23 protein-coding genes are annotated in these 25,159 nt (G+C 65.2%); 17 read left to right on the top strand and 6 right to left on the bottom strand.

The window, feature by feature from the left end; translation table 11 throughout:
- Nucleotides 1-119 precede the first annotated feature (119 nt).
- The 15 genes from bamA (at nucleotide 120) to OUZ49_RS17650 (ending at nucleotide 17,272) form a co-directional block, all read left to right on the top strand.
- Entirely contained in the window at nucleotides 120-2,588 is a 2,469-nt protein-coding gene (gene bamA / locus OUZ49_RS17580) for an outer membrane protein assembly factor BamA (RefSeq protein ID WP_266151911.1), read from the top strand.
- A gap of 147 nt (nucleotides 2,589-2,735) precedes the next feature.
- Nucleotides 2,736-3,764: a UDP-3-O-(3-hydroxymyristoyl)glucosamine N-acyltransferase gene (gene lpxD, locus OUZ49_RS17585; RefSeq protein WP_266151912.1), complete on the top strand. Its 1,029-nt coding sequence runs from the start codon at nucleotides 2,736-2,738 to the stop codon at nucleotides 3,762-3,764.
- Nucleotides 3,757-4,230, top strand: a complete 474-nt coding sequence (gene fabZ, locus OUZ49_RS17590; protein ID WP_266151913.1) for a 3-hydroxyacyl-ACP dehydratase FabZ — start codon at nucleotides 3,757-3,759, stop codon at nucleotides 4,228-4,230. The genes lpxD and fabZ overlap by 8 nt, the downstream gene beginning before the upstream one ends.
- On the top strand, nucleotides 4,227-5,000 hold the full coding sequence (gene lpxA, locus OUZ49_RS17595; protein ID WP_266151914.1) for an acyl-ACP--UDP-N-acetylglucosamine O-acyltransferase: 774 nt from the start codon (nucleotides 4,227-4,229) through the stop codon (nucleotides 4,998-5,000). The genes fabZ and lpxA overlap by 4 nt, the downstream gene beginning before the upstream one ends.
- 65 nt (nucleotides 5,001-5,065) lie before the next feature.
- Complete coding sequence (lpxB, locus tag OUZ49_RS17600; protein WP_266151915.1) at nucleotides 5,066-6,280, top strand: lipid-A-disaccharide synthase; 1,215 nt, start codon at nucleotides 5,066-5,068, stop codon at nucleotides 6,278-6,280.
- A complete protein-coding gene (gene rnhB, locus OUZ49_RS17605) occupies nucleotides 6,270-6,884 on the top strand; it encodes a ribonuclease HII (RefSeq protein ID WP_266151916.1) in 615 nt (204 codons plus the stop codon). The genes lpxB and rnhB overlap by 11 nt, the downstream gene beginning before the upstream one ends.
- A gap of 412 nt (nucleotides 6,885-7,296) precedes the next feature.
- Nucleotides 7,297-7,506 carry a hypothetical protein gene (locus OUZ49_RS17610; RefSeq protein WP_266151917.1) on the top strand — a complete coding sequence of 70 codons (210 nt, stop codon included), beginning with the start codon at nucleotides 7,297-7,299 and terminating at the stop codon, nucleotides 7,504-7,506.
- 299 nt (nucleotides 7,507-7,805) lie between these two features.
- Nucleotides 7,806-11,363, top strand: coding sequence for a DNA polymerase III subunit alpha (dnaE, locus tag OUZ49_RS17615; protein WP_266151918.1), 3,558 nt, complete (start codon nucleotides 7,806-7,808; stop codon nucleotides 11,361-11,363).
- A gap of 321 nt (nucleotides 11,364-11,684) precedes the next feature.
- On the top strand, nucleotides 11,685-12,641 hold the full coding sequence (gene accA / locus OUZ49_RS17620) for an acetyl-CoA carboxylase carboxyl transferase subunit alpha (RefSeq protein WP_266151919.1): 957 nt from the start codon (nucleotides 11,685-11,687) through the stop codon (nucleotides 12,639-12,641).
- Nucleotides 12,642-12,656: 15 nt separating this feature from the next.
- Nucleotides 12,657-13,043 carry a VOC family protein gene (locus OUZ49_RS17625; RefSeq protein ID WP_266151959.1) on the top strand — a complete coding sequence of 129 codons (387 nt, stop codon included), beginning with the start codon at nucleotides 12,657-12,659 and terminating at the stop codon, nucleotides 13,041-13,043.
- A gap of 50 nt (nucleotides 13,044-13,093) precedes the next feature.
- On the top strand, nucleotides 13,094-13,849 hold the full coding sequence (locus OUZ49_RS17630) for an NYN domain-containing protein (protein ID WP_266151920.1): 756 nt from the start codon (nucleotides 13,094-13,096) through the stop codon (nucleotides 13,847-13,849).
- A complete protein-coding gene (gene tilS, locus OUZ49_RS17635; protein ID WP_266151921.1) occupies nucleotides 13,842-15,137 on the top strand; it encodes a tRNA lysidine(34) synthetase TilS in 1,296 nt (431 codons plus the stop codon). The genes OUZ49_RS17630 and tilS overlap by 8 nt, the downstream gene beginning before the upstream one ends.
- A 114-nt stretch (nucleotides 15,138-15,251) precedes the next feature.
- The gene (locus OUZ49_RS17640; protein ID WP_266151922.1) at nucleotides 15,252-15,509 is read left to right on the top strand and encodes an exodeoxyribonuclease VII small subunit; all 258 of its coding nucleotides are present in this window, start codon (nucleotides 15,252-15,254) and stop codon (nucleotides 15,507-15,509) included.
- On the top strand, nucleotides 15,493-16,392 hold the full coding sequence (locus OUZ49_RS17645; protein WP_266151923.1) for a polyprenyl synthetase family protein: 900 nt from the start codon (nucleotides 15,493-15,495) through the stop codon (nucleotides 16,390-16,392). The genes OUZ49_RS17640 and OUZ49_RS17645 overlap by 17 nt, the downstream gene beginning before the upstream one ends.
- Before the next feature lie 91 nt (nucleotides 16,393-16,483).
- Nucleotides 16,484-17,272 (top strand): hypothetical protein, encoded by a 789-nt coding sequence (locus OUZ49_RS17650; protein WP_266151924.1) that lies wholly within the window; start codon nucleotides 16,484-16,486, stop codon nucleotides 17,270-17,272.
- Between the two features lie 50 nt (nucleotides 17,273-17,322).
- On the opposite strand, the gene OUZ49_RS17655 is transcribed toward OUZ49_RS17650, so the two are convergent.
- Complete coding sequence (locus OUZ49_RS17655; protein ID WP_266151925.1) at nucleotides 17,323-17,763, bottom strand: DUF4870 domain-containing protein; 441 nt, start codon at nucleotides 17,761-17,763, stop codon at nucleotides 17,323-17,325.
- 143 nt (nucleotides 17,764-17,906) lie between these two features.
- Nucleotides 17,907-19,274: a metalloprotease PmbA gene (gene pmbA, locus OUZ49_RS17660; protein WP_266151926.1), complete on the bottom strand. Its 1,368-nt coding sequence runs from the start codon at nucleotides 19,272-19,274 to the stop codon at nucleotides 17,907-17,909.
- A 108-nt stretch (nucleotides 19,275-19,382) separates the two neighbouring features.
- Here pmbA and OUZ49_RS17665 point away from each other — a divergent pair, with 108 nt between their 5' ends.
- Together OUZ49_RS17665 and yjgA are read left to right on the top strand one after the other, a co-directional pair.
- The gene (locus OUZ49_RS17665; RefSeq protein WP_266151927.1) at nucleotides 19,383-19,631 is read left to right on the top strand and encodes a DUF1653 domain-containing protein; all 249 of its coding nucleotides are present in this window, start codon (nucleotides 19,383-19,385) and stop codon (nucleotides 19,629-19,631) included.
- A gap of 39 nt (nucleotides 19,632-19,670) precedes the next feature.
- A complete protein-coding gene (gene yjgA / locus OUZ49_RS17670) occupies nucleotides 19,671-20,249 on the top strand; it encodes a ribosome biogenesis factor YjgA (RefSeq protein ID WP_380004560.1) in 579 nt (192 codons plus the stop codon).
- A 201-nt stretch (nucleotides 20,250-20,450) separates the two neighbouring features.
- On the opposite strand, the gene OUZ49_RS17675 is transcribed toward yjgA, so the two are convergent.
- The 4 genes from OUZ49_RS17675 to tldD form a co-directional block, all read right to left on the bottom strand.
- Nucleotides 20,451-20,678 (bottom strand): hypothetical protein, encoded by a 228-nt coding sequence (locus OUZ49_RS17675; RefSeq protein ID WP_266151929.1) that lies wholly within the window; start codon nucleotides 20,676-20,678, stop codon nucleotides 20,451-20,453.
- Nucleotides 20,675-22,096 (bottom strand): YeiH family protein, encoded by a 1,422-nt coding sequence (locus tag OUZ49_RS17680; RefSeq protein ID WP_266151930.1) that lies wholly within the window; start codon nucleotides 22,094-22,096, stop codon nucleotides 20,675-20,677. The genes OUZ49_RS17675 and OUZ49_RS17680 overlap by 4 nt, the downstream gene beginning before the upstream one ends.
- A gap of 153 nt (nucleotides 22,097-22,249) precedes the next feature.
- Nucleotides 22,250-23,395 carry a hypothetical protein gene (locus OUZ49_RS17685; RefSeq protein WP_266151931.1) on the bottom strand — a complete coding sequence of 382 codons (1,146 nt, stop codon included), beginning with the start codon at nucleotides 23,393-23,395 and terminating at the stop codon, nucleotides 22,250-22,252.
- 168 nt (nucleotides 23,396-23,563) lie between these two features.
- Entirely contained in the window at nucleotides 23,564-25,003 is a 1,440-nt protein-coding gene (gene tldD / locus OUZ49_RS17690; RefSeq protein ID WP_266151932.1) for a metalloprotease TldD, read from the bottom strand.
- Nucleotides 25,004-25,159: the final 156 nt, after the last annotated feature.

Below are 25,159 nucleotides of genomic sequence, written 5' to 3' on the forward strand. Positions count from 1 at the left end.
TTTACCCGGCGCATCTGGGGAAGATGCGAGCACCCTTTCAAGGCTGGGTTTTACCCGGCTTCACGCATTGATCGGGGCGGTCTTGGCCGCCTCATCGGAATAAACCAACGGAATCGACGATGAAGCGTATCGCCGCCCTGATCCTGCTTGCCTCCCTGTCCGCCAATGCTCTTGCATTCGAGCCGTTCGTCGTTTCCGACATCCGTATCGATGGCCTCAGCCGCATTTCCACCGGCACGGTGCTCAACTACCTGCCCATCAACAAGGGCGACCGCCTGACCAACGACGGTGCCCAGCGCGCAGTCCGTGCGTTGTACCAGACCAAGTTCTTCAGTGACGTCCAGGTCGACCGCGAAGGCGACATCATGGTCATCAAGGTGGTCGAGCGTCCCTCGATCGCCAAGCTGACCCTGCGCGGCAACAAGGACATCAAGGAAGAGGATCTGCGCAAGGGCCTGAAGGAAATCGGCCTGTCCGAGGGTGAGACCTTCGACCGCCTGTCGCTGGACCGCGTGCAACAGGAACTGATCCGCCAGTACTACAACCGCGGCAAGTACAACGTGTCGGTTGATCCGCACGTGACCAACCTCGATCGCAATCGCGTGTCCATCGATATCGAGATCCGCGAAGGCAAGGTCGCCAAGATCCAGGAAATCAATATCGTCGGCAACACGGCGTTCACCGACAAGGAGATCCGCAAGGGTTTCGAATCGGATACGCCGAACTGGCTGTCCTGGTATTCCAAGGACGACCAGTACTCGCGCGAGAAGCTTTCCGGTGACCTGGAGAAACTGCAGTCCTACTACATGGATCGCGGCTACGCCGACTTCGGCGTCGACTCCACCCAGGTAACCATCGCTCCCGACAAGCGCTCGATGTACATCGCCGCCAGCATCAAGGAAGGCGATATCTACACGATTTCCGACGTGCACCTGCTTGGCGAACTGATCCTGCCCGAGGATTCGCTGCGCCAGCTCGTGTATGTCAAGAAGGGCGACACCTTCAACCGCAAGGCGATCGAAGCCAGCTCGAACGCGATCAAGAACATCCTTGCCGGCATCGGCTATGCGTTCGCCAAGGTGACGCCGGTACCGAAGCTGGACAAGGACAAGCGCACGGTCGACCTGACGCTCTACATCGAGCCAGGCAAGCGCGTGTATGTTCGCCGCATCAACTTCCAGGGCAACACCCGCACGGAAGACGATGTGATGCGCCGCGAAATGCGCCAGCTGGAAGGCAGCTGGTTCTCGCAGCCGGCCATCGACCGTTCCAAGATCCGCCTGCAGCGACTGGGCTATTTCAAGACGGTCACGATCGACAAGGCGCTGGTGCCGGGCACCGAAGACCAGGTCGACCTCACGGTGAAGGTGGAAGAACAGTCCGCCGGCAGCCTGATGTTCGGCGTGGGCTATTCGCAGTACTCGGGCATCATCCTGTCCGCGTCGGTGTCGCAGAACAACTTCCTGGGCACCGGTGACAGCTTCTCGGTGGGCGCGTCGCGCAGCGATTATTCGACCAGCATCAACGCGAACTACTTCAACCCGTACCTCACCGACAGCGGCGTCGGCATTGGCTATAACGCCGGCTACAGCAAGTCGAACTACGGCGACACGAACTCCACGTTCGTGAACTACACCAGCAGCGTGAAGTCGTTCTCGAGCTTCCTGAGCTTCCCGATCTCGGAAACGGACAATATCCGTACCGGCCTGGGCATCAGCAGCAACAAGATCAACCTCAGCTACCAGTACCTCACCACCGACGTGAACGGCAACCCGATCACCGCGACGGAGAACTATTCGCCGCAGGTGCTGATCGACTACCAGAACGCGATTGGTCACGAGACCATCCACACCTGGGACGCGACCGTGGGCTGGACCCACGACACCCGCAATGGTTACTGGGCGCCGACCCGCGGCGGCTTGATCTCGCTGTCTACCGATATCGCCCTGCCCGGCTCGACCGTGCAGTACTACAAGATTGCCGGTGAGGCGAACCACTATTGGCCGGTGGGCAAGGGCTTCGTGCTCTATCTGGATGGCCAGGTGGGTTATGGCCAGACCTATGGCCAGACCTTCCCGAATGATGGTGGCAGCACCTATACGGCGGGCGAGAAGGTGACCTATCCGTTCTGGGAGAACTACTACTCGGGCGGTGTGCGCGACGTGCGCGGCTTCCAGGACAACACCCTGGGTCCCCGCCTGTGCGTAGGCACGACGGTCAATGCCCAGGGCAAGACGGTACCGATCACGCCGAATCCCGATGGCACCTGTACCGGCAGCGTCTACAGCTACGCACAGCCGGTCGGTGGCGCGTTCAAGGTGTTGGGCACGGCCGAGCTGTACCTGCCGCTGCCGTTCCTCAAGGACATCAACACCGCCCGCGTGTCGTGGTTCGTCGACGTCGGCAACGTGTACCCGACCTACTCGAGCTTTACGGCCAGCACGCTACGCGTTTCGACCGGTGTCTCGCTGCACTGGCAGGCGCCGATCGGCCCGCTGATCATCAACTTCGCGGTGCCCCTGCGTACCCAGTCGGACGACGGCCACTACGAAGAGCGCATCCAGTTCACCTTCGGCAGTCAGTTCTAACGCACTGATTTGCCCAGGAGTGAGGCATAAAGAGGGCGCGGCGATGCCGCGCTTTCTTTTTCTGGACCCCAGGGGTGCCCTGATCCGGTCAGAGCATCCCGCGAAGGGCTTGACGCCCTACAATGGTCCGATTGCAGGGAGCCATGCATGAGCACTTTCCACATCACCGTGGCCGAACTCGCCGAGCGGTTCGGCCTCGAATTTCGCGGCGACGGCGGGCGCGTCATTGACGGCGTCGCCACGCTGGCGAGCGCCGGCCCCAGCCAGCTGAGCTTTCTCTCCAACACCAAGTACGCGGCGCAACTGACCGGCACCGGCGCCGGTGTCGTGGTGATGCGCGAGGAAAACGTCGCCGACAGCCCCGTCGCCGCGCTGGTCGCGCGTGACCCCTACGTGGCCTACGCGAAGATTGCCGTGCTGTTCGAGCGCAAGCCGGCCGCGCCTCATGGCATCCATCCCAGCGCCGTGGTTGCCGCCAGTGCGCGGGTGTCGCCGACCGCCAGCATTGGCCCTTGCTGCGTGATCGAAGACGACGCGGTAGTGGAAGACGGCGTGGTGTTGGGCCCCCATTGCATCGTCGGTCCGGACTGCACGGTGGGCGCGCAGTCGCGCCTGGTCGCGCGGGTCACCCTGGTCGCCAGCGTCACCCTGGGCAAACGCGTGCTGGTCCACCCGGGCGCGGTGATCGGTTCGGACGGTTTCGGCCTCGCCTTCGATCGCGACCACTGGATCAAACTGCCCCAGCTGGGCGGCGTCCGCATTGGCGACGACTGCGAGATCGGGGCCAATACCACCATCGATCGCGGGGCGCTGGACGATACGGTGCTGGAAGAGGATGTCCGCCTGGACAACCAGATCCAGATTGCCCACAACGTCTACATCGGCGCGCATACCGCCATGGCAGGATGTGCGGCGGTGGCCGGCAGCGCCAAGATCGGGCGCTACTGCATGATCGGCGGCAACGCCGGCGTGCTGGGTCATCTGGAACTTGGCGACCGGGTTAACATTACGGCCAAAAGCCTGGTTACACATTCCATACGCGAGCCGGGTGAATATGCCTCGGGCATTCCGCTACAGGAGAGTCGCCTGTGGCGGCGCAATGCAGCCCGTTTCAAGCACCTGGACGAATACGTGCGCCGTATTTCGGCGCTAGAGAAGGACAAAAACAATGAGTGACCTCACCGTCCCCTTCCACCTCCCAGTGAACGTGGAGCAGATCCAGCAGTTGCTGCCCCATCGCTATCCGTTCCTGCTGGTGGATCGGGTTATCGAGATGGTGCCCGACGAAAGCATCGTTGCGATCAAGAACGTGACGATCAACGAACCGTTTTTCGACGGGCATTTCCCTGGCCACCCGGTCATGCCGGGCGTGCTGGTGATCGAGTCCATGGCACAGACTGCCGGCCTGCTCACCCAGATCTCGCGCCGCCTCAAGGGCAATACGGGTAGCCCGCTGTTCTACCTGGTCAAGGTGGACAACGCGCGCTTCAACGCCCCGGTCGTGCCAGGCGATCAGCTTCGCCTCGAAGTGACGCTCAAGCGCCTGCTGCGCAGCATGGGCCTGTTCGAGGCACGCACGATTGTCGATGGCAAGGTCGTGGCCAGCTGCGAACTGATGTGTGCCGCGAGGTCAGAGAAATGATCCATCCCACCGCGCAGATCGATCCTTCCGCCGTCATCGGCGACAACGTCAGTATTGGTGCTTACAGCGTCATTGGTGCCGATGTGCAGATCGGTGACGGCACGGTGGTTGGACCGCACGCGGTGATCGAAGGCCCCACACGCATCGGTCGCGACAATCGCATCAGCCAGTTCGCCTCGCTGGGCGGCGCGCCGCAGGACAAGAAGTTTGCCGGCGAGCACACCGAGCTGATCATCGGCGACCGCAACCTGATCCGCGAATTCGTCACCATCAACCGCGGCACCGGTGACGGCGGTGGCGCCACGCGCCTGGGCAACGACAACTGGGTACTGGCCTACGTGCATATCGCGCATGACTGCCAGATCGGCAACAACACCGTGTTCTCCAACTACTCGGCGCTGGCCGGGCACGTGGAAATCGGTGACTGGGTCGTCATGGCCGGCTTCTCGGGCGCACATCAGTTCTGCAAGATCGGCGCACACGCGTTCATCGGCATGGGTTGCCTGGTCGGCTCCGACGTGCCGCCGTTCGTGACCATGGCCAATGATCAGCGCGGCCGTCCCCGTGGCATCAACAGCGAAGGCCTCAAGCGTCGCGGTTTCGACGCCCCGCGCATCTCCGCGATCAAGCGCGCGTACCGCACGCTCTACATGGCCGGCCTGAGCCTGGCCGATGCCCGCGAGCAGCTGACGGAACAGGCCAATGGCAGCGAGGATGTGCGTGCCATGCTGGAATTCCTCGACCGCAGCGAGCGGGCCTTGGCGCGTTGATATGAGCTCCGCTCATATCAACCGATCAAGCACGCGCACCGCCCGTGGCGGCTGACGTCACCGTCATGACGGCCGTCGAAGCCACCACGGCATCCCCCCTGATCGCCCTGATCGCCGGAGAAGATTCCGGCGATCAACTCGGCGCCGACCTGATCGCCGCGCTGCGCCAGCGTTACCCCGATGCGCGCTTCGTCGGCATTGGCGGCGCACGCATGCAAGCCGTGGGCTTCGAGTCCTGGTACGACATCAAGGAACTTTCCCTGTTCGGCTTCGCCGAAGTCGTGTCGCACCTGCCGCGCCTGTTGCGCTTGCGCAAGGAGCTGCTGGCGCGACTGGTCGCTGCCAAGCCATCCGTGGTGGTCGGCATCGACGCACCGGATTTCAATCTCGGTGTGGAAAAGCGGCTGCGACAAGCCGGCTTGCGCACCGTGCATTATGTGAGCCCGTCGGTATGGGCCTGGCGCGAGAAACGAGCCGAGAAGATCGGCCTCAGCGCGGATCGCGTGCTGTGCCTGTTCCCGATGGAACCCGCGATCTACGCGCGGCACGGCATCGACGCCCGCTTCGTTGGCCATCCACTCGCCGATCGCTTTGCACTCGTCTCCGACCGTGTGGGCGCGCGTGCCTTCCTGCAATTGTCGCAGCATGCGCCGGTGCTCGCCGTGTTGCCGGGTAGCCGGGGCTCGGAAGTGACGCGCCTAGGCCGTACCTTTCTCGATGCGGCACGCCAGGTGGCGACCCACCTGCCCGGTCTTCGCATCGTGGTCCCGGCCGCGAACGAGCGCGTCAAGGCCAGCCTCAAGGCCTTGTTGGGTGACGTCGCCGGCGACGATGCCCCGACCCTGCTCGACGGCCACGCACATGAAGCGATGCTGGCGGCCGATGTGGTCCTGCTGGCGTCAGGTACGGCGGCGCTGGAAGCCATGCTGGCCAAGCGTCCCATGGTCGTGGGCTATCGCGTCTCGCCGGTGAGCTATCGCATCGCGCGCGCTCTCAACATGCTCAAGACCGATGTCTATGCCCTGCCTAATATTCTCGCCCGTGCGAATGGGATGGGCGACGACACCGTGCTCGTCCCCGAGCTGATGCAGGACGATTTCACCGCCGACAAGCTTGCCGCCGCGACGCTGGCACTGTTCCACGACAGCGAACGCCGCGGCGCTATCGTTGCAGCGTTCGAGCAGTTGCATCTGGCCTTGCGTGGCGATCTCGAAGGCCATGCCGGCGATCTCGCGGCCGCCGCGGTCGCCGAGCTGATCGAGGCGCCGCATGGCCGCTAGAAAGGTCGCCGCCAGCACCGCAGGCTTGCTGATTGCCGGCGTCGACGAAGCCGGTCGCGGCCCGTTGGCGGGTCCCGTGGCCGTTGCTGCCGTGATTCTCGATCCAGCCCACCCCATCGAAGGGCTCAATGACTCCAAGAAGCTGAGCGAAGCGAAACGCGAGGCGCTCTATCCCCAGATCATCAGCAGGGCCCTGGCGCACTGCGTGGTCATGGTGATGCCGGAGGAGATTGATCGGCTCAACATCTTCCAGGCCACCATGACTGGCATGTGCCGCGCACTGGCAGGGCTCACCCCCGCGGCGCACGAAGCCTGGATCGACGGCAATGCACTGCCGCGCGACCTGCCTTGCGCGGGTCGCGCGATCGTCGGTGGCGATGCACTGGAACCCGCGATCAGTGCCGCCTCCATTCTTGCCAAGGTCAGCCGCGACCGCTGGATGGTCGAGCTCGATCGCGAGCATCCCGGCTACGGCTTCGCGCTGCACAAGGGTTATCCGACGCCAGCGCATCTTGAATCGCTGAAACGACTCGGTCCCTGCCCGCATCACCGCCGCAGCTTCGCACCGGTGAAGCTGCTGGTGGATCAAGGCGTATTGTTCTAGTCGCGACAAACGGTCATCGCAAGCATCAACGAGGCCAAAATCAGCGCCTCCCAGCATGGCCAATGACCCACGCCGACGCGCGCATAGCGGCGTTAGAATGTGCTCGAGTAGCGGGAACCCGTGGCTCTCGACCAGGCTTCGCCAAAGCCGGGAACTAACCCAGGAGGTCGTTCTCTATTGGCAGCAAGCAGGTCTCTGGAGCAACCTTTTCCGCCATTGCTGCATCCCAACGGATACAGGAAGCGAAGTCACCGGGCCGATATCGCAAGCCCGCGCCAACACCACCGAAACGCCCGAATCTGCGGCGCGGTGCACTTCCGACAAGGCATGGACGCGCAATCGACCCGCGTGCCTTGTGCTTGTCACGCGGCCTTGAGACACCCACTACGCGCTAGACCGCAGGAGTCGTGTCATGACGCTGCCCAACCGCCCGCAAGACGCCGCAGCGCGCGGCGCACCCGAGACCTCCACCGCCACCCAGCTCCTCACCCCGGAGGAGCTCACTGCCATCGTCGACGCCGAGTACCAGCACGTCGACTATGACCTGCACCCGTTGGCCGTGCCGGGTCTCGACCACTACATCGACAATTCCATGGGAGACGAGCTGTTTCATATCTCCTGAACGATGAAAGCACCCCTGCCGACGACGGCATCCTGGCCTGCGATGCGTCGTCGCCGGGGCTGCGCAAGCTGCAGCTGCGCGCACGCGGGTAGCCGTAACCGATGTAGATCAGCACGCCTACCGAGCACACCACCGGCCCCGCCGGCACCGGCCGCTGCCCCCACGCCCGCTGCATCCCCTACAGCCGCCACACCGCCGCAAGCCTGATGGCTGGCCGAACGCCGGCGCATGGCCTGATGTCAATTCTTGCCCACCCCGGCCGGCAACGTTAGGCTGGGCATCCATTCTGCGCGCGCGCCATGTCCGTCCGCTTCGCTCACCTTCATTTGCACAGCGAATACTCGCTGGTCGATTCGACCATCCGCATCAAGGCGCTGGTCGAGGCCTGCGTGCGCGAAGGCGTGCCTGCGGTAGCACTCACCGACGACAGCAACATGTTCGCGCTGGTGAAGTTCTACAAGGCGTGCAGCGCGGCCGGCATCAAGCCGATCGGTGGCTGCGACCTGTGGGTCAGCGCACCGGATGATCCACGCCCCTGGCGTCTCACCCTGTTGTGCCAGAACCGCGAGGGCTATCTCAACCTGTCGCGCCTGGTCTCGCGCGCCTGGCGCGAAGGCCAGCACAGCGGCCGCGCGCTGATCGACGCGGCCTGGCTGACGCCGGAGGCCACGCATGGCCTGATTGCCCTGTTGGGACGCGAGAGCGAGGCCGGCCGCATCGCCGTGCATCAGGGCACCTCGGCGGCCGCGGGGCGACTACGTCCGTTTGCCGCGCAAATGGCCGATCGCCTTTATCTGGAACTGACCCGCTGCGGCCGCGAGGGCGAGGAAAACTGGAACATCGCCGCGCTGGCGCTGGCCGCCGAGCTGGATCTTCCGGTGGTCGCCAGCAACGACGTGCGCTTTCTCAAGCAGGATGATTTCGAAGCCCACGAAGCGCGCGTGTGCATCAACCAGGGCCGCGTGCTGGCCGATCCCAAGCGCCCGCGCGACTACAGCGACCAGCAGTACGTCAAGACGCCCGGCGAGATGGAAGCGCTGTTCGCGGATGTCCCGGAAGCGCTGGAAAACACCATCGAGCTGGCCCGACGCTGCACGCTGGAGCTGAGCTTCGGCACCTACTACCTGCCCGACTTCCCGGTGCCGGAAGGCCACGACCTGGCCAGCTATATCCGGGAGATTTCGCGTGAGGGCCTGAAGGAGCGTCTCACCGCCGCGCCCCTGGCCGCAGGTCGCACGCTGGCCGACTACGAGGCCCGCCTGGAACGCGAGCTGGACGTCATCATCAAGATGGGCTTCCCCGGCTACTTCCTGATCGTGGCGGACTTCATCAACTGGGGTAAGCAGAACGGCATCCCGGTCGGCCCGGGCCGTGGTTCGGGTGCCGGCTCGCTGGTCGCCTGGGTGCTGAAGATCACCGACCTCGACCCGCTGCAGTTCGAGCTGCTGTTCGAGCGCTTCCTGAATCCCGAACGCGTTTCGATGCCCGACTTCGACATCGACTTCTGCATGGATCGCCGCGACGAGGTGATCGACTACGTCGCGCGCAAATACGGCCGCGACCACGTCAGCCAGATCATCACCTACGGCTCGATGGCGGCGAAGGCCGTGCTGCGCGACTCCGGCCGCGTGCTCGGCATGGGTTACAACCAGGTCGACCGCATCGCCAAGCTGATCCCGCCACGGCCGCTTGACCTCACCTTGTCGTGCGCGCTGGGCCGCTCGGAAAAGGCGAAGAAAGAACCCGATCGCGTGGTCAAGGAATTCTGCGAGCTGTATGAGCAGGACGAGGAAGCGAAGACGCTGATCGACCTCGCGCTCAAGCTCGAGAGCCTGACCCGCAACGCCGGCAAGCACGCTGGCGGCGTGGTGATCGCGCCGACCCCGCTCACCGACTTCGCCCCGCTGTACTGCGAAGCGGGCGGCGGCGGCGTGGTGACCCAGTACGACAAGGACGACGTGGAAGCCGTCGGCCTGGTGAAGTTCGACTTCCTCGGCCTGCGCACGCTGACCATCATCGATTGGGCGGTGAAGGCGATCAACGCGCGGCGCGAGAAGACCGGCGAAGCACTGCTGGATATCTCCGCGCTGCCGCTGGACGACCCGGCGCCGTACGAGCTGCTGAAGAAAGCGCAGACGGTGGCGGTGTTCCAGCTCGAATCCTCCGGCATGCAGCGCATGCTCAAGGACGCCAAGCCCGACCGCTTCGAGGACATCATCGCCCTGGTGGCCTTGTATCGCCCGGGCCCGATGGACCTGATCCCCAGCTTCGTGGCGCGCAAGCACGGCCGCGAGGCGGTGGAATACCCCGACCCGCGCGTCGAGCCGATCCTGAAAGAGACCTACGGCATCATGGTCTATCAGGAGCAGGTGATGCAGATGGCGCAGATCGTGGGCGGTTATTCGCTCGGCGGCGCCGACCTGCTGCGCCGCGCGATGGGCAAGAAGAAGCTCGAGGAAATGGCCAAGGAGCGCGCCAAGTTCCGCGAGGGCGCCGCCAAGGACGGGCTCACCGGCGACAAGGCCGATTCCATCTTCGACTTGATGGAAAAATTCGCCGGCTACGGCTTCAACAAATCGCACGCCGCCGCCTATGCGCTGGTGTCGTACCAGACGGCGTGGCTGAAGGCGCATTACCCGGCCGAGTTCATGGCCGCGACGATTTCGTCGGACATGGACAACACCGACAAGGCGGTGACCTTCATCGACGAGTCCGAGGCGATCGGCCTGACGGTACTGCCGCCGGACGTGAACGCGTCGGAATTCATGTTCGTGGCGGTCGAGCCCAAGGTGATGCGCTATGGCCTGGGCGCAATCAAGGGCGTGGGCCAAGGGGCCTGCGAAGCGATTGCGGAAGAGCGCAAGCGTGGCGGCGCCTACAAGGACCTCGCCGACTTCTGCCGCCGCGTCGACTCAACCAAGCTCAACCGCCGCGTGCTGGAAGCCCTGATCCTGTCCGGCGCGCTCGATGCGCTGGCGCCCACCCGCGCCAGCTTGATGCTGCAGCTGCCGAACGCCATGAAGGTGGCGGAGCAGCATCTGCGCGACAAGCAGTCCGGCCAGAACGATATGTTCGGCGCGATGATGGGAAGTGTCGCGCCCGTCGTGCAGGTGGACCTGCCCACGGCACCCGAATGGCCGCTCGAACAAAAGCTGCAAGGCGAGCGCGACACGCTCGGCCATTACCTGTCCGGCCACCCCACCGACCCGTGGAAGGACGAACTGGCCCAGCTGTCGACCTGCCCGCTGGGCGAGATCGGCGACCGTTACCAGCCGCCCAAGCCGCGCAAGAACGACGACGGCGACAACAACCGCTTCCGTCGCGGCCCGGATACGCCATGGACCGTGGCCGGCATGGTCACCGCGGTGCGCAAGCGCGGCGAGAGCGACGCCTTCGTACGCCTGGAAGACGGCAGCGGCATCATCGAGGTGAGCTTCTTCGGCGAGCTGTACCAGCAGGTGGCGCCGCTGCTCACCCGCGACCAGATCCTTGTGGTTGAAGGCGGCCTGCGTATCGACGATTTCTCCGGCGGCGGCTTCGCCCTGCGCGCACGCAGCGCCCTGTCCCTCGGGGACGCCTGCCGCCGCTACGCGCGCCTGCTGCGCTTGAAGCTGAACGGGGTGGGCCCCGGCTTCATCGAGGACCTGCGCCGCGCCCTGTCGGGCTACCGCGGCGGGCGCGCCAGCGTGGTCCTGTACGGCTACCACAACCAGACCGCCCAGGCAGACCTGGAGCTGGGCGAGGACTGGCGCGTCGAGGCCATCCCAGAACTGCTGCGCGCCATCCGGGCCGTGCCGGGGGTGGAGGCGGCCAGGTTGCGCATCGTGAAGACGGACGAGCGGCCGCGGGGCGATTGAGCCCTTCAGCGCGGGATCGCCCGCAACGCCGACCCTCCCTCAACGTCATTCCCGCGGCTCTCAACAGCCGAAGGGCTGGTCAAGCGGGAATCCAGTGCCTTTGCCGTTGGACTTGTGACAGAACGGTGCCCCCTGAAAGGCGCTGGATTCCCGCTTTCGCGGGAATGACGACGCTCCCCTTCAAGATGCCCGATTCGCGCTTGACCAGCCCTTCGGCTGTTGAGAGCCGCGGGAATGACGAGTGCACCCCATACGCTCCCGTTCCCGCCTTTTTCCGCGGACCGGTATACTGCTCCGCTTCCGTGTCACGAATAGCACCGAATGAACCCCAACTTCCTCGATTTCGAACAACCCATCGCCGAGCTGGACGCGAAGATTGAAGAGCTTCGCCATGCCAGCCACGGGCAGGCGTTCAATATCGATGAGGAAGTCGGCCGCCTGCGCGAGAAGCTGAAGCTCAAGACCAACGAGATCTTCCGCAACCTCACGCCGTGGCAGGTCACCCAGCTGTCGCGCCATCCGGCGCGCCCGTACACGCTGGATTACATCAGCGTAATCTGCGAGGAATTCCACGAGCTGGCCGGCGACCGTGCCTACGCGGACGACGCCGCTATCGTCGGCGGCCTGGGCCGCATCAATGGCCGTCCGGTGATGATCATCGGCCACCAGAAGGCGCGCGACACCAAGGGCAAGGTGCGCCGCAACTTCGGCATGCCGCGCCCCGAGGGCTACCGCAAGGCCCTGCGCCTGATGAAGATGGCCGAGCGCTTCGGCCTGCCCCTGCTGACCCTGATCGACACCCCAGGCGCCTATCCCGGCGTCGGCGCCGAGGAACGCGGCCAGAGCGAAGCCATTGCCCGCAACCTGCTGGAAATGGCCGACCTGCGCACGCCCATCATCTGCACCGTGATCGGTGAGGGCGGCTCGGGCGGCGCGCTGGCCATCGGCGTTGGCGACCGGACCGTGATGTTGCAGTACTCCACCTACTCGGTGATCTCGCCGGAAGGTTGCGCCTCCATCCTGTGGAAGAGCGCCGACAAGGCCAAGGACGCCGCCGAGGCGCTGGGTCTTACCGCGCCGCGCCTGCTGGAGCTGGGCCTGATCGACAAGCTGGTGCGCGAGCCACTGGGCGGCGCCCATCGCAATCCGCATTCGATGGCCGTGCGCCTCAAGGCCGTGCTGCTGAACCAGCTGGACGAGCTGGAAGCGCTGCCGATAACGGACCTGCTCGACCTGCGCTACAAGCGCTTGCGCGGCTACGGCGCCTACCTGGAGTAAGCCGCCTTGGCCGGGGTGCGCGCACTGGACCATGTGAACCTGCGTGCACCTGCCGCGCTGATCGAGCGGCTGCGACGTTTCTATACCGACATCGTGGGCCTGCAGGAAGGTCCACGCCCCTCGTTCCGCTCCGGATCGCGCGGCCATTGGCTGTATGCCGGCGAGCAGCCGCTGATGCATCTGAGTATTTCCGCAGACGGCGACGGCTCGCCGCAACGCAGCGGCTGGCTCAGCCACTTCGCATTCGCCTGTGACGACCTGGCCGGTACCCGCGCCAGGCTTGATGCGGCCGGGATCCCGTACCAGGTCGATATCGTCGACTCGCTGGGCCAGGTGCAGCTCTTCCTCACCGACCCTGCCGGCCTTGGGGTGGAGCTGAATTTCCGCACCGACAAACGCTGATCACATTCGCAGCGTTACCATCGGCGCACCCTCGCCGGGAAATCGCCCTCATGGCCCACGAGCATGCCACCAAGCTTGCCGTCCTCATCGATGCCGACAATGCCCAGCCGGCCATCGCCGAAGCGCTGCTGGCCGAGGTCGCCAAGTACGGCACCGCCCACGTCAAGCGCGCCTATGGCGACTGGACCAGCACGATCCTGAAGGGCTGGAAAGAGCAGCTGCTGAAGCAGTCCATCCAGCCGATCCAGCAATTCGGTTATACCAGCGGCAAGAACGCCACCGACTCCGCGATGATCATTGATGCGATGGACCTGCTGTATTCCGGACGTTTTGAAGGCTTCTGCATCGTCTCCAGCGACAGCGACTTCACCCGGCTGGCTGCGCGTATCCGTGAATCCGGCCTGATCGTCTACGGCTTTGGCGAGCGCAAGACGCCTGACCCGTTCGTGGCCGCCTGTGACAAGTTCGTCTACACCGACATCCTGATCGCGAAACCGGACGAGGAACAGCCGCTCAAGCCGCGCACGGCCGCTCAGCTCAAACAGGACACCGTTCTGGTCAACCTGCTGCGCAATGCGCTGGAAGCCGCGTCCGATGACGATGGCTGGGCGGCGCTGGGCGGCGTCGGCTCGATTCTGACCAAGCAACGCTCCAATTTCGACTCGCGCAGCTACGGCTACCACAAGCTGAGCGAGCTGATCAAAGCGACCACCTTGTTCGACATCGAACGCCGCAGTTCCGGCGAGGGACGGCCCAAGGTGATCTACGTGCGCAACAAGACCAAGAAATCACCGCATCGTGAATAAGCTGATCGAGATCCTGCAACAGGCGCTGCGCCGACAAGCGCAAGGTGGCTTGTGCGTGGCGTACAGCGGCGGCCCGGATTCCACCGCCCTGCTCCACGCGCTGGCCCAGCTTCCCGAGGCCCATGCGCGTGGCTTGCGCGCCTTGCATATCGACCACGGCCTGCATCCCGACAGTCGGCAATGGTCGGAACACTGCCGGCAACTGGCCAAAGAGTGGGGCGTGCCATGCCTGGTGCTGCGCGTGGAAGTCGATCACGCCCAGGGCTACGGGCTGGAAGCCGCCGCACGCGATGCGCGCTATCGCGCCTTCGCCATGTCGCTGGTCAGCGGCGAACATCTGCTGCTGGGACATCATCGCGACGACCAGGCCGAAACCGTGCTGCTCAAACTGCTGCGCGGCGCCGGCCCGGAAGGCCTGGGCGGCATGCGTGAAGCGCGCGCGCTGGGACAGGGAAGCTTATGGCGCCCCCTGCTCGATGTACCGCGTCAGCTGCTGCGTCACTACGTCGAGGTCCACGAGCTTCCGTGCATCGACGACCCGTCCAATGCCGACAGTCGCCTCTCGCGGAATTTCCTCCGCCACGAGATCCTGCCGCGGCTCAGCCAGCACTGGCCGCAGGCAGTGGAGTCCATCGCGCATAGCGCGCGCCTGAACCGCTCGGCCACCGAGACCTTGGCGCGGCACTGGCGGGCAGTCCAGTTGGATATGGTCGATAGCGCGACCGGCAGCCTGGACGCTGCCCGCTGGCTGGCACTGGCGCCGGCCCTGCGCCATCCACTGCTCGACGACTGGCTGCATGCACGCGGCCTGCCGGCGCCAACCACGGCGCAACGCGAGCAGATCGAACGCCAATGCCTCGCTCGCGACGGCCAGCTGCCCTGTGTGCGCTGGGCCGGTGCCGAGCTGCACATATGGAAAGGCCGGTTGTGGGCGTTACCGCCGCAGCGCCGTGTCGATCCGCTTTGGCAGGCATCCTGGCTTGGCGAGCCTCTGGCCCTGCCTGACGGCGGCAGCCTGCTGCTGGAAGCACCTGCGCGGCTCGGGCAGCCGTTGACGGTGCGCCTGCGCCAGGGGGGTGAACACATCCGCCCGGCTGGCGATGCCCATACGCGCGAACTGCGCGATCTGTTCCAGCAGAGCGCCATGCCGCCCTGGCGGCGGACGGCCTGCCCCCTGCTGTATGCCGACGACGAACTGATTGGCGTGGGCGACCGCTGGCTGACGGAGCGTGGCGCCAGCTTGTTTCTCGCTGCTGGCGCGGCCCCGCGCTGGCAGCCCGCGTACTGAAGACCCGCGGGCCTGTGCGGGCTGTCGCAAGATGGCCGCCATAGCCCACGAAACGACTGGGCAAGACCTCACGCACATTGATTCCGCACGCCCCCTGCGCTAGCTTTGCGGGCCATGGCCAAGTCCGCTTCCGCTCCCGCCGCTCCGGCTCCTGCCGCTGACTTCGAACATTCGCTAGACGAACTCGAGCAACTGGTTGCGCGCATGGAAGGCGGGGACCTTAGTCTGGACGAGTCCCTTTCCTCTTTCGAACGTGGCATCGGCCTCTATCGCCATTGCCAGCAGGCGCTGGAAACTGCCGAGCTGCGCGTGCGCCTGCTGCTTGATCCCGATGCTCCCAACACCGCCGAACCGTTTGAACCCGAACTCTGAACTCGGCCGGGCTCTCAAGTCGCTGATCGCGCGCGCCGACGAGGCGCTGACCCGCTCGCTGCCGCCGGAAGACAGCTCCCCGGTCGAACTGCACCGCGCCATGCGCTATGCCGTGCTTGGCGGCGGTAAGCGGCTGCGCCCCCTGCTGGTCTACGCCGCCGGACATGCGTTCGGCGAAAGCGGTTCACGCCTGGATGCCCCGGCCTGCGCGGTGGAACTGATCCACGCCTATTCGCTGGTGCACGACGACCTGCCCGCCATGGACGACGACGCGCTGCGCCGTGGACGTCCCACCTGCCATATCGTCTTTGGTGAAGCCATGGCGATTCTTGCCGGCGACGCGCTGCAGGCGCTGGCGTTCGAACTGCTGGCGCATGATGTGGACCAAGGCGTGTCGCCCACGCGTTGCGTGGAAATGCTGCGCGTGCTCGGACGCGCCTGCGGCGCCGAAGGCATGGCCGGCGGCCAGGCGCTGGATCTCGCGGCGGTCGGGCGCCGGCTCTCGCTGGACGAACTGGAAAACATGCACGCCTGCAAGACCGGTGCGCTGATCCGCGCCTCGGTCCGCCTCGGCGCCCTGGCCTCGGCGGCACCCGACGATGCGCTTGAAGCGCTCGACCGGTATGCGCACGCCGTCGGGCTGGCCTTCCAGGTACGCGACGACATCCTCGACGTGGAAGGCGAGTCGTCCGTGATCGGCAAGACCGCCGGCAAGGATGCCGCCGCCGACAAACCCACCTTTCCGTCGATCATTGGCATGGACGCATCGCGCGAACACCTCGCACGACTGACCGCCGACGCGCTGGACGCCATTGCGCCCCTCGGCGAGCGTGGCGCACTGCTGGAAGAACTCGCCCGCTACGCCGCGGCACGTCAGCGCTGAGCCTTACGGCGGCGCGGCCAGACGAGCCGTCGTCAACCTGACGGCGACTGAAACGTCTACTGACAGATACCTCCGTTACCTGTCACTCCCCATGTCCTGCTTCTCCGCTGTTTTGCCGCGCCGCGGCGGCTTCCTGCTGCTGTCCGCATGCGCCAGCCTGCTCATCGCCAGCGTGGCCAGCGCGGCAACCCCACCCGCAACGGATTTCAGCGGCGCCTGGCGGCTAGACGATCGCAACAGCGACACGGCTGACACACTCACCACCGCGCTGCGCAGCGAGGCGCGCAAGGAGCAGGAAGCCAAGCAACAGCAAGCCCCGGCATCCGCCTCCTCCTCCGCGACGCCGCCAGGGAACAACGGTGGCGGGCGCCACGGTGGCGGCGGTGGCATGGGCCACGGCGGCATGGGCGGTGGCGGCATGGGTGGTGGCGGCATGGGTGGTGGGACGGGTGGCGGCGGCATGGGCGGCGGCCATGGCCGGCACGGCGGCGGCGATCAGCCCGGCACGAAGAGCCCTGCCGCCGACAAGGACCCCCTCGCAACGGCCACGTTCCCGATGCCGCCCTTGCTGAAGGTGGACTCGGTGCTGCTGGTGCAGCAGGACCCGAAGACCTTCCAGATCCATCTGAATGACGGCAGCCAGTTGACCGGCAAGCTCGACAGCCAGGCGCGGCAGTCGCTCAACGGCAACGCCATGGTGCGCGGCCACGTCGATGCGGGGCGCCTGATGTTCTCGATCGAATACGCCGACGGCACCCGGCTCGACCAGACCTGGCAGCTGTCTGCCGATGGCCAGCAGATGATCGTTACCGGTGCCTGGAAAGTACCTACGCTGGAGCAGCCGGTAACCTTCAAGCGCACCTACGTCGGGCTGCACTGAAACGAGAAAGGCAGCCCAAGGGCTGCCTTTCCCTCCCTCATGCCGGGCGACTACTTGATCAGGCGCAAGGTAAACGGGTAGCGGTAACGCACGCCTTCGTTGGCGCGGATCGCCGCGATGATGGTGAACACCAGCCACGCCACACCGACCACCACGCCAATGGGAATGGCCAGCACCACGCCCAGTCCCAGGGTCATCAGCGTCAACAGGAACAGGGCGATGCCGACGATGGCAATGGTGATGTTGAAATTCAGTGCCTCCTTGCCCTGGTCATTCACGAAGGGCATGGAGTCCTTCTTCACCAGCCAGATCACCAGGGGCCCCAGGAAACAGCCCCAGCCAAACCAGTGCCCGGTGACAATGCAACCCAGCAAGGCCGACAGATGGGCGAACAGCGCCCAGGTCCGCTCTTCGGCAGAAGGCGTGTCGGATGACGACGACTGGGGCCCGTTCGACGGCGGCGGTACGACAGACTCGGGTGGAACGCTCATGCGTGCATCTCCTGGTCGTAAAAGCCTGATTTTTTGTAACCGGCTCTAAGAGCCTGTTGACTATCTTCGCGTAGCCCAGATCCTAGCAAGTACGCAGGATTTTGCCGACTGGGCAACGCCCCTGGGCTGCAGGGGCGCGAGGACTATTCGCCGGCGATCGTCATCTGTTCCAGCAGGATGGAGCCCGTGAGGATATGCGAGCGCGGATCGACGTCCGAGCCCACGGCCACGATGCCTGCATACATGTCGCGCAGGTTGGCGGCGATGGTGATCTCCTCCACCGGGTAGGCAATCTGCCCGTTTTCGACCCAGAAACCGGCGGCGCCGCGGGAGTAATCGCCGGTGATGGTCGACACGCCCTGCCCCATCACCTCTGTCACCAGCAGGCCGGTGCCCAGGCGCCGGAGCATGCCGCTGAAGTCATTCGGCGAACCGTCATCCAGGCCGGGCTCGACAAGCAGATTGTGGATGCCACCTGCGTTACCGGTGGATTCCAGCCCCAGCTTGCGCGCCGAATAGCTGCCCAGCACATAACGGGAAAGCACGCCGTGCTCGATCAGCGAGCTGTCACGCGTCGCCACCCCTTCCGCATCGAACACGCCCGAGCCCTGGCCACGCAACAGGAAAGGCCGCTCCACGATGTTGAGCCACGACGGCATGACCTGCTTGCCCACGTGGTCGAGCAGGAAGCTGGCGCGCCGATACAGCGCGCCACCGCTGACCGCACTGACCAGGTGCCCGATCAGGCCGCGCGCGATCTCCGGCGCAAACAGCACCGGGCATTGCCGCGTCGACAGGCGCTGCGCGCCCATGCGCGACAAGGTCCGCTCGGCGGCCTTGTCGCCCAGCGCCTGCGCGCTGATGAAGTCCTGGGCCGAACGCACGCTGTCGTACCAGTAGTCTCGCTGCATGCCCTCGTCGTCGCCGGCGATCAAGGACAGCGACAGCGAATGCCGCGTGCCCCGCTCGCGCCCGAGGAAGCCATGCGAATTCGCATACACCGCCAGGCTCTCGCCCATCTGCACGCCGGCGCCATCCGAATTGGTGATGCCCGCATGCGCGCGGCCGGCGTCCTCGATGTCCTTGCCCAGCGCAATGGCGCCGGCGGTGTCGATGCGCCAGGGATGCCACAGATCCAGATCCGGGAATACCGTGGCCATGCGGGCAGCATCGGCCAGGCCGGCGGCCGGGTCCTCCTCGGTGTAGCGAGCAATGGCGCAGGCCTGGTCCAGCGTGGCCTGGATCGAGTCCGGATTCAGGTCCGCGGTGCTGGCCGAGCCCTTGCGCTGGCCGAAATAGACAGTCAGGCCGAAACCGCGGTCACGCGTGTGCTCGACCGTCTCCACGTCGCCCAGCCGCACGTTCACGCTCAGCCCGGTGTCGATGCTGGCAGCCACCTCGGCCTGGCTGGCGCCGGCGGCGCGGGCACGGCGGATCACGTCCTCAGCCAGCTGGGCCAGTCGATCGAGTTCTTCGAGGCTGCGGTCCTGGGTGGGGCTAAGTTCGCTCACGCGTGGGTTTCCTGGAGACTGACGGGTAGAATACGCGGTCCGACCCGCGCAATCCCCAGACATGGGGGTGGCGCGGACGAATGCAAAGAGCGTCCTGCGGAGAACGCCATGTCACTGACAGCCGGCATCTACCGTCACTACAAGGGCCAGCGTTACCGCGTGCTGGGCACGGCCCGGCACAGCGAGACGATGGAGGAAGTAGTGGTCTACCAAGCACTCTATGGCGATTACGGCCTATGGGTGCGCCCGGCCACCATGTTTTGCGAAACGGTGGACATGGATGGCGAACCGATTGCCCGCTTCGCACTGGAAGAGGCGGAGCCGGATGCGCTCGACCACCGCGACGCCACGCACTGAATGCCAAGGCCCCTGGGCCGACTAGCTGGAACCCATGCTGTGAACCGCAACTACACCGACGATCCCGATCACGACTACGGCCCCACCCGCACGCAGCAGCGGCGCGATGCGCTGGCCGTGCTCGCGCTGGCCAACCAGCTGGTCGAACTGCCGCCAAGCAAGCTGGCCAAGCTGGACCTGCCCGAAGACGTGCAGCGCGAAATCGCGCAGACGCGCCGCATCACCGCGCACATCGCGCACAAGCGACAGCTGGCATTCCTGGCAAAAGTGATGCGTCGTCACGACCCGGAAGTCTTCGACGGCGTGCGCGCGGCGCTCGGCGTGAACCGCGAGCGCCAGCGCCAGGAAACGGCGGCGATGCATCGCCTGGAAGCGATGCGCGATCGCCTGATCGCCGACACCGATGCAGTGATCGGCGAGTTGATCATCCAGCATCCGAATGTCGATCGCCAACACCTGCGCTCACTGGCTCGCCAGGCGAAAACCGAGCACGAAGGCAACAAGCCGCCGCGCGCGTACCGCGAGATTTTCCAGTTGCTCAAGCAGCTGGCTGAGGGCGAAGCGGACGAGGCGGAAGCGTCGGACGATGTGGGTGAAGGCGACGAGGAAGCGCTCTAAATACCAGGCAGGCATCGCCCTCGAAGCGCACCGACTCGAATCGCCTCACCGTCATCCCAGCGAAAGCTGGGATCCAGTGCCTTTCGCCGCGACGCGAGCCCCAACAAGAAAAGTCGCTGGATCCCAGCTTTCGCTGGGATGACGGTGGGGGGTATGACGGTGAAGGGGATGTCGGGGAAGCGGGAAGGCATTGCGGTGGCATCAACCCTTCGCACTGAACTGCGCGCAGCCATCCGCAGGCGATACCCAGGAATCGTGCAACAGGCAAAGCCGGCTGGCCGCGATGCTCGCCCCATAGGCTGATCCGAACGACGTCAGCCCGGGCATGCGCTGCTCCACGTTGCGTTGATCGTCCAGCCGATGACGGCAGCCAGCGCACGATGCGGCCACCGTGCCGAGGGTCGGCGCAGCGACGCCGGTGCCCTTCATCCGCCCAGCCCGTTCCAGTACGACGCGAACACGTGCACGGAAAGCACGTAGCCAATGATCACATTGACCACCACGCCGGCCGTGAAGGCGAACAGCGGCCGCCATCCGGTGGCACTGAGCGAACGCAGGCGCGTGGTCAGGCCAATGCTGAGAAAGCAGAACGTGAAGGCCCAGGTGCGCAAGGTGCTGATCGGCGCCACCAGGTCGGGCGTAACGATCTTGCGGTAATCGACGAGCGAGTAGTGGCTGGCGATCCAGGTCACCAGTGCCGAAGCCAGCACAAAGCCGAACACGAATTTCGGAAAGCGCGTCCAGATCTCGCGCACATCGGCCTTGGCCCTGACGGCATCGTCGCCGGTATTCCAGCGCGTGATCGCCACCCAGGCCAGCGTGAAGGCCCAGATGCCTATCCAGATATCACGCCCGACCACCTTCATCAGCGTGAACGCCTGCACGGCGGCATCGGGTGCACCGGCAATGGCGCCGCCGGCGTGGCGCGCAGCATCACCATAGGCCTGCGCCGCCGCGACACCGGCCGCGTCCGCGAACTCGGAGGTGCCAATCCATGCGCCCGCCACGGCGGTCGACAAACCCAGCGCCCGCGACGCGAACGGCAGCACGAAGATCATCACGATCGCCCACACCACCACCAGCGTGATGGCCACGGAGGTGTCTTCGCGGCGCGCGCGTACCGCGCCTCCGCTGGCAATGGCCGCCGACACGCCGCACACCGCGCCGCCGACGCCGAGTACCGCGGCAAAGCGCCGGTCCAGGCCCAGTGCCTTGCCGACGAGAAAGATGGTGAAGAACGTGGCGAGCGAGACGATGGTCGCCTGTCCCACCGCCACCGGGCCTGCCCATACCAGCAAGGTCAGCGGCAAGGTGGCGCCCAGCAGCACGATGCCCACCTTGATGTAGAACTCCACGCGCAGCCCCGACTGGAACCACTCGGGCAGCCTGACCGTATTGGACACCAGCAGGCCCAGCGCCAAGGCCAGCAGCGGCGCCTCGAGGTTGTAGCGCGACGCCTCAACCCAGGCGGATGCGGTGAAGATCAACAACGACACCACGAACAGGGTCAGGAAGGCGGGCAGGAAACGCGCCAGCGAATGCCCCAGCACCGCGAGCCCGGTGCCGAACAACAAGGCGAACGCGGCGAACAGCGCCAGGTAATTCGGCCAGTGGGCGGCAATGCCCTGCCCGGCCTCGGCCAGCGTCTTCCACTTCGCCGGCGCCACCGCCAGCCATTTCAGGCTGCTGCCGTTGGCGAACAGCGCCCAGGCCACCACGATCACCAGCAGGCCGATCCATACCGACCACCAGTCCTCGTTGGAAAACACGGCCCAGCGCGCGGGACGCGCGGCGGCAGCGCCCTGGGTGCCGGCCTGTCCCGGCAGTACACGTGTCGCTTCGCTCATTGCAACGCCCTTCACCGAAAGCAATGACCGGACGTCCAGACGTCCGGGCGGCCAACGGGAAGGGCCGCAGCGCACACTGTCCGCCGACCACCATTCAAAGCGAAATAAGGTTTTGTTCTATCGATATGCCCAGCTCTTTGCCCGAGAAGGCGCTCACTGCCCCTCGCCACCCAGATCGACGAAGGAATATGCATGGGCACGAGACTTCGCCACCTGCTGGTTGCCCGCGTCAAAGCGAGCCGCCTCGGAGAGATAGACATAGGCCACGGCAAACTGACGATAACGCTCGGCAGTCTGCCCAGCGGCCTCGAGCAGACTGGGCTTGGCGACGTCATCAAACACACGGCGATAGACTGTCCAGTCGCCATCGATGGGATCGGTGTGGTCAATCAGGGCTTCGTACGCAAATACGATCGCAGGGATGACGTGAAGCAACGGCTGCTTCGAAACGGACTGATCCACCTGCGAAAGAAGCCATTGCCGCGCTTCGGGGGTGCCGTGCCATCGGGACGACGTATAGATTGCCAATCGGGAGAGTACGGCATACTTGGTCGTTTCTATCTGCAATCCCTGCTTGGCTCCCTGCAACGCGTAGTCCTGGTCGCCAGTAGCGGTACCAATGGTAATCATGGTGGCGTACGGCACCGACAAATTCGGATTCAGACGAATCGCTTTTTCGACGTCACCGCGCGCGCGTTCCATTGAGTTGTCCATGCCATCGAAGTTCTCCTGCGGCGTATCTGCTGCACTTGCATCACCACGGGCTGCCCAACCGAGGTGTGTGTAGTTCCATCCACTCGTGGCATACGCGAACGCGCTATTTGGAGACTGCTGTTTCCAGGATTCCACCAATGCCTGCCGGATGGCGTCACCATTCGGAAAATTGGTCAACAGGAAATACCAGAACGCTTGCGGATGACCATTGGGATCGGCCTCCCACGACGATAAGCGCTGATCCAGCTCCTTCGCATGACCGCTCCTTACCAGACGATCAAATTCCGCCAGACTGACGGTTGGTTGCAGGGTAAAGCGACAGTAGGCGGCTACCCCGTCGCGCGACCAGTGACTACCGGGCGGATCAGGAAAATTCAGACAGCGCTTCATGGGATCTTTTAGCGCGTCCGCTTTGAGAGTCGCCGCCACGAAGGCCTTCATCTCCTGCGGAGTGAAGACTGCAAACGGATCTTTGGTCTCCTCTGTCGAAGGAGCCGGCGTCTGCGCTGGAGGTGCCACGACGCGCGGCGGCGTGAGCAACTGAGGCCCAGCGCTAGCGCCGCCCACAAAGGCAAACAGCAGCATCCCCACGAGCGCCGCATAACGCGACGCCTCTCTCGTTCGCTTCGATCTCATGTGCTCCCCCTGGCAAGTTCGACCTTCCTGAGAGGAAGGCGTATCCACCATCGTCACATAGGCCGGGGACGGAGGGGAGGCCCGTCATTTCCGACCGCCTTACCTCCAGACGATCGCTCAGGAAGCCGTGCCACCCACCGTCATTGCATCGACCTTGAGCGTGGGCTGGCCGACGCCGACCGGCACGCTCTGGCCATCCTTGCCGCAGACGCCGACGCCTTCGTCCAGCGCCAGGTCGTTGCCGATCATCGACACGCGGGTGAGCACGTCCGGGCCGGAGCCGATCAGGGTGGCGCCCTTGACCGGGCGCGTCACCTTGCCGTCTTCGATCAGGTAGGCCTCGCTGGCCGAGAACACGAACTTGCCATTGGTGATGTCCACCTGGCCGCCGCCGAAATTAACTGCGTAGATGCCGCGCTTCACCGAGCGGATGATCTCCTGCGGATCGTGCTGGCCGGCGAGCATGTAGGTATTGGTCATGCGCGGCATCGGCAACTGCGCGAATGATTCGCGCCGACCATTGCCGGTCGGCGCCACACCCATCAGGCGGGCATTGAGCTTGTCCTGCATATAGCCCTTGAGGATGCCGTCCTCGATGAGCGTGGTGCATTCGGTGGGCGTGCCTTCGTCGTCTACGCTGAGCGAGCCGCGGCGGCCGGCGAGCGTGCCGTCGTCGACCACGGTAACGCCCGGGGCGGCGACGCGCTGGCCGATGCGGCCGGCAAATGCTGAGCTGCCCTTGCGATTGAAATCGCCTTCCAGGCCGTGGCCGATAGCCTCATGCAGCAGCACGCCTGGCCAACCGGGGCCGAGCACCACCGGCATGCTGCCGGCAGGCGCGTCGACCGCGTCCAGATTCACCAGCGCCTGGCGCACGGCCTCATCGGCGAAGGCCATGGCGCGACCGTTGTCGATCAGCTCGCGATAACCATACCGTCCGCCACCACCGGCACTGCCCTGCTCACGACGGCTGCCTTGCTCGGCAATCACCTGCACGTTCAGGCGCACCAGCGGGCGCACGTCGGCGGCCAGCGTGCCGTCGGAGGCGGCCACCAGCACGGTATCCATGGTGGCGGCCAGGCTGACGATCACCTGCTTCACGCGCGGATCGCGCGAACGTGCATAAGCGTCCACTTCGCGCAGCAGGGCGATCTTGTCCGGATTGGGCAGGCTCTCGACCGGGTCGATGGCTGGATAAAGCTGGCGGGCCCCGTTCAGGGCCAGCGGCTTGCCGGCGCCGTTGCCGCCCTGGGCAATCGCGCGTGCTGCCTTGGAGGCTTCCAGCAGCTGCGGCAGCACGATCTCATCGGAATACGCGAAACCGGTCTTTTCGCCGCTGATGGCGCGCACCCCCACGCCCTGCTCGATCGAGTGGCTACCGTCCTTGACGATGCCCTCCTCCAGCAGCCACGACTCGCTGCGCGAATGCTGGAAATACAGGTCGGCGGCGTCGATTGACGGCCCCATCAACTGGGTGAACACGCGATCGAGGTCGTTGGCGGCGAGGCCACCGGGTGCGAGCAAACGACGTTCAACCTGCGCGATCAGGGAATCCATGAAGTCTCAACCATGTGTAAAGGACCGGACTCTAGCAAGTTGGGGCCCGATGCCTCGGTTTAAAGCCTGTCTGGCCAGGGTTTTGCGCCCGCCAGGCCGTTTCAGCGCGGTCTAGGGCGCCGTCCTGGGTGGCTGCAGCGCCCTCTGCTCCACGAC

The organism is Dyella halodurans, from assembly GCF_026283925.1.
Taxonomy (GTDB): domain Bacteria; phylum Pseudomonadota; class Gammaproteobacteria; order Xanthomonadales; family Rhodanobacteraceae; genus Dyella; species Dyella halodurans.

Bases quoted from the DNA above. Each gene is read 5' to 3' on its own strand.
- bamA (WP_266151911.1), top strand. From the start codon at position 120: ATGAAGCGTATCGCCGCCCTGATCCTGCTTGCCTCCCTGTCCGCCAAT.
- lpxD (WP_266151912.1), top strand. From the start codon at position 2,736: ATGAGCACTTTCCACATCACCGTGGCCGAACTCGCCGAGCGGTTCGGC.
- fabZ (WP_266151913.1), top strand. From the start codon at position 3,757: ATGAGTGACCTCACCGTCCCCTTCCACCTCCCAGTGAACGTGGAGCAG.
- lpxA (WP_266151914.1), top strand. From the start codon at position 4,227: ATGATCCATCCCACCGCGCAGATCGATCCTTCCGCCGTCATCGGCGAC.
- lpxB (WP_266151915.1), top strand. From the start codon at position 5,066: ATGACGGCCGTCGAAGCCACCACGGCATCCCCCCTGATCGCCCTGATC.
- rnhB (WP_266151916.1), top strand. From the start codon at position 6,270: ATGGCCGCTAGAAAGGTCGCCGCCAGCACCGCAGGCTTGCTGATTGCC.
- OUZ49_RS17610 (WP_266151917.1), top strand. From the start codon at position 7,297: ATGACGCTGCCCAACCGCCCGCAAGACGCCGCAGCGCGCGGCGCACCC.
- dnaE (WP_266151918.1), top strand. From the start codon at position 7,806: ATGTCCGTCCGCTTCGCTCACCTTCATTTGCACAGCGAATACTCGCTG.
- accA (WP_266151919.1), top strand. From the start codon at position 11,685: ATGAACCCCAACTTCCTCGATTTCGAACAACCCATCGCCGAGCTGGAC.
- OUZ49_RS17630 (WP_266151920.1), top strand. From the start codon at position 13,094: ATGGCCCACGAGCATGCCACCAAGCTTGCCGTCCTCATCGATGCCGAC.
- OUZ49_RS17640 (WP_266151922.1), top strand. From the start codon at position 15,252: ATGGCCAAGTCCGCTTCCGCTCCCGCCGCTCCGGCTCCTGCCGCTGAC.
- OUZ49_RS17650 (WP_266151924.1), top strand. From the start codon at position 16,484: ATGTCCTGCTTCTCCGCTGTTTTGCCGCGCCGCGGCGGCTTCCTGCTG.
- OUZ49_RS17655 (WP_266151925.1), bottom strand. From the start codon at position 17,763: ATGAGCGTTCCACCCGAGTCTGTCGTACCGCCGCCGTCGAACGGGCCC.
- OUZ49_RS17665 (WP_266151927.1), top strand. From the start codon at position 19,383: ATGTCACTGACAGCCGGCATCTACCGTCACTACAAGGGCCAGCGTTAC.
- OUZ49_RS17675 (WP_266151929.1), bottom strand. From the start codon at position 20,678: ATGAAGGGCACCGGCGTCGCTGCGCCGACCCTCGGCACGGTGGCCGCA.
- OUZ49_RS17680 (WP_266151930.1), bottom strand. From the start codon at position 22,096: ATGAGCGAAGCGACACGTGTACTGCCGGGACAGGCCGGCACCCAGGGC.
- OUZ49_RS17685 (WP_266151931.1), bottom strand. From the start codon at position 23,395: ATGCTGCTGTTTGCCTTTGTGGGCGGCGCTAGCGCTGGGCCTCAGTTG.
- tldD (WP_266151932.1), bottom strand. From the start codon at position 25,003: ATGGATTCCCTGATCGCGCAGGTTGAACGTCGTTTGCTCGCACCCGGT.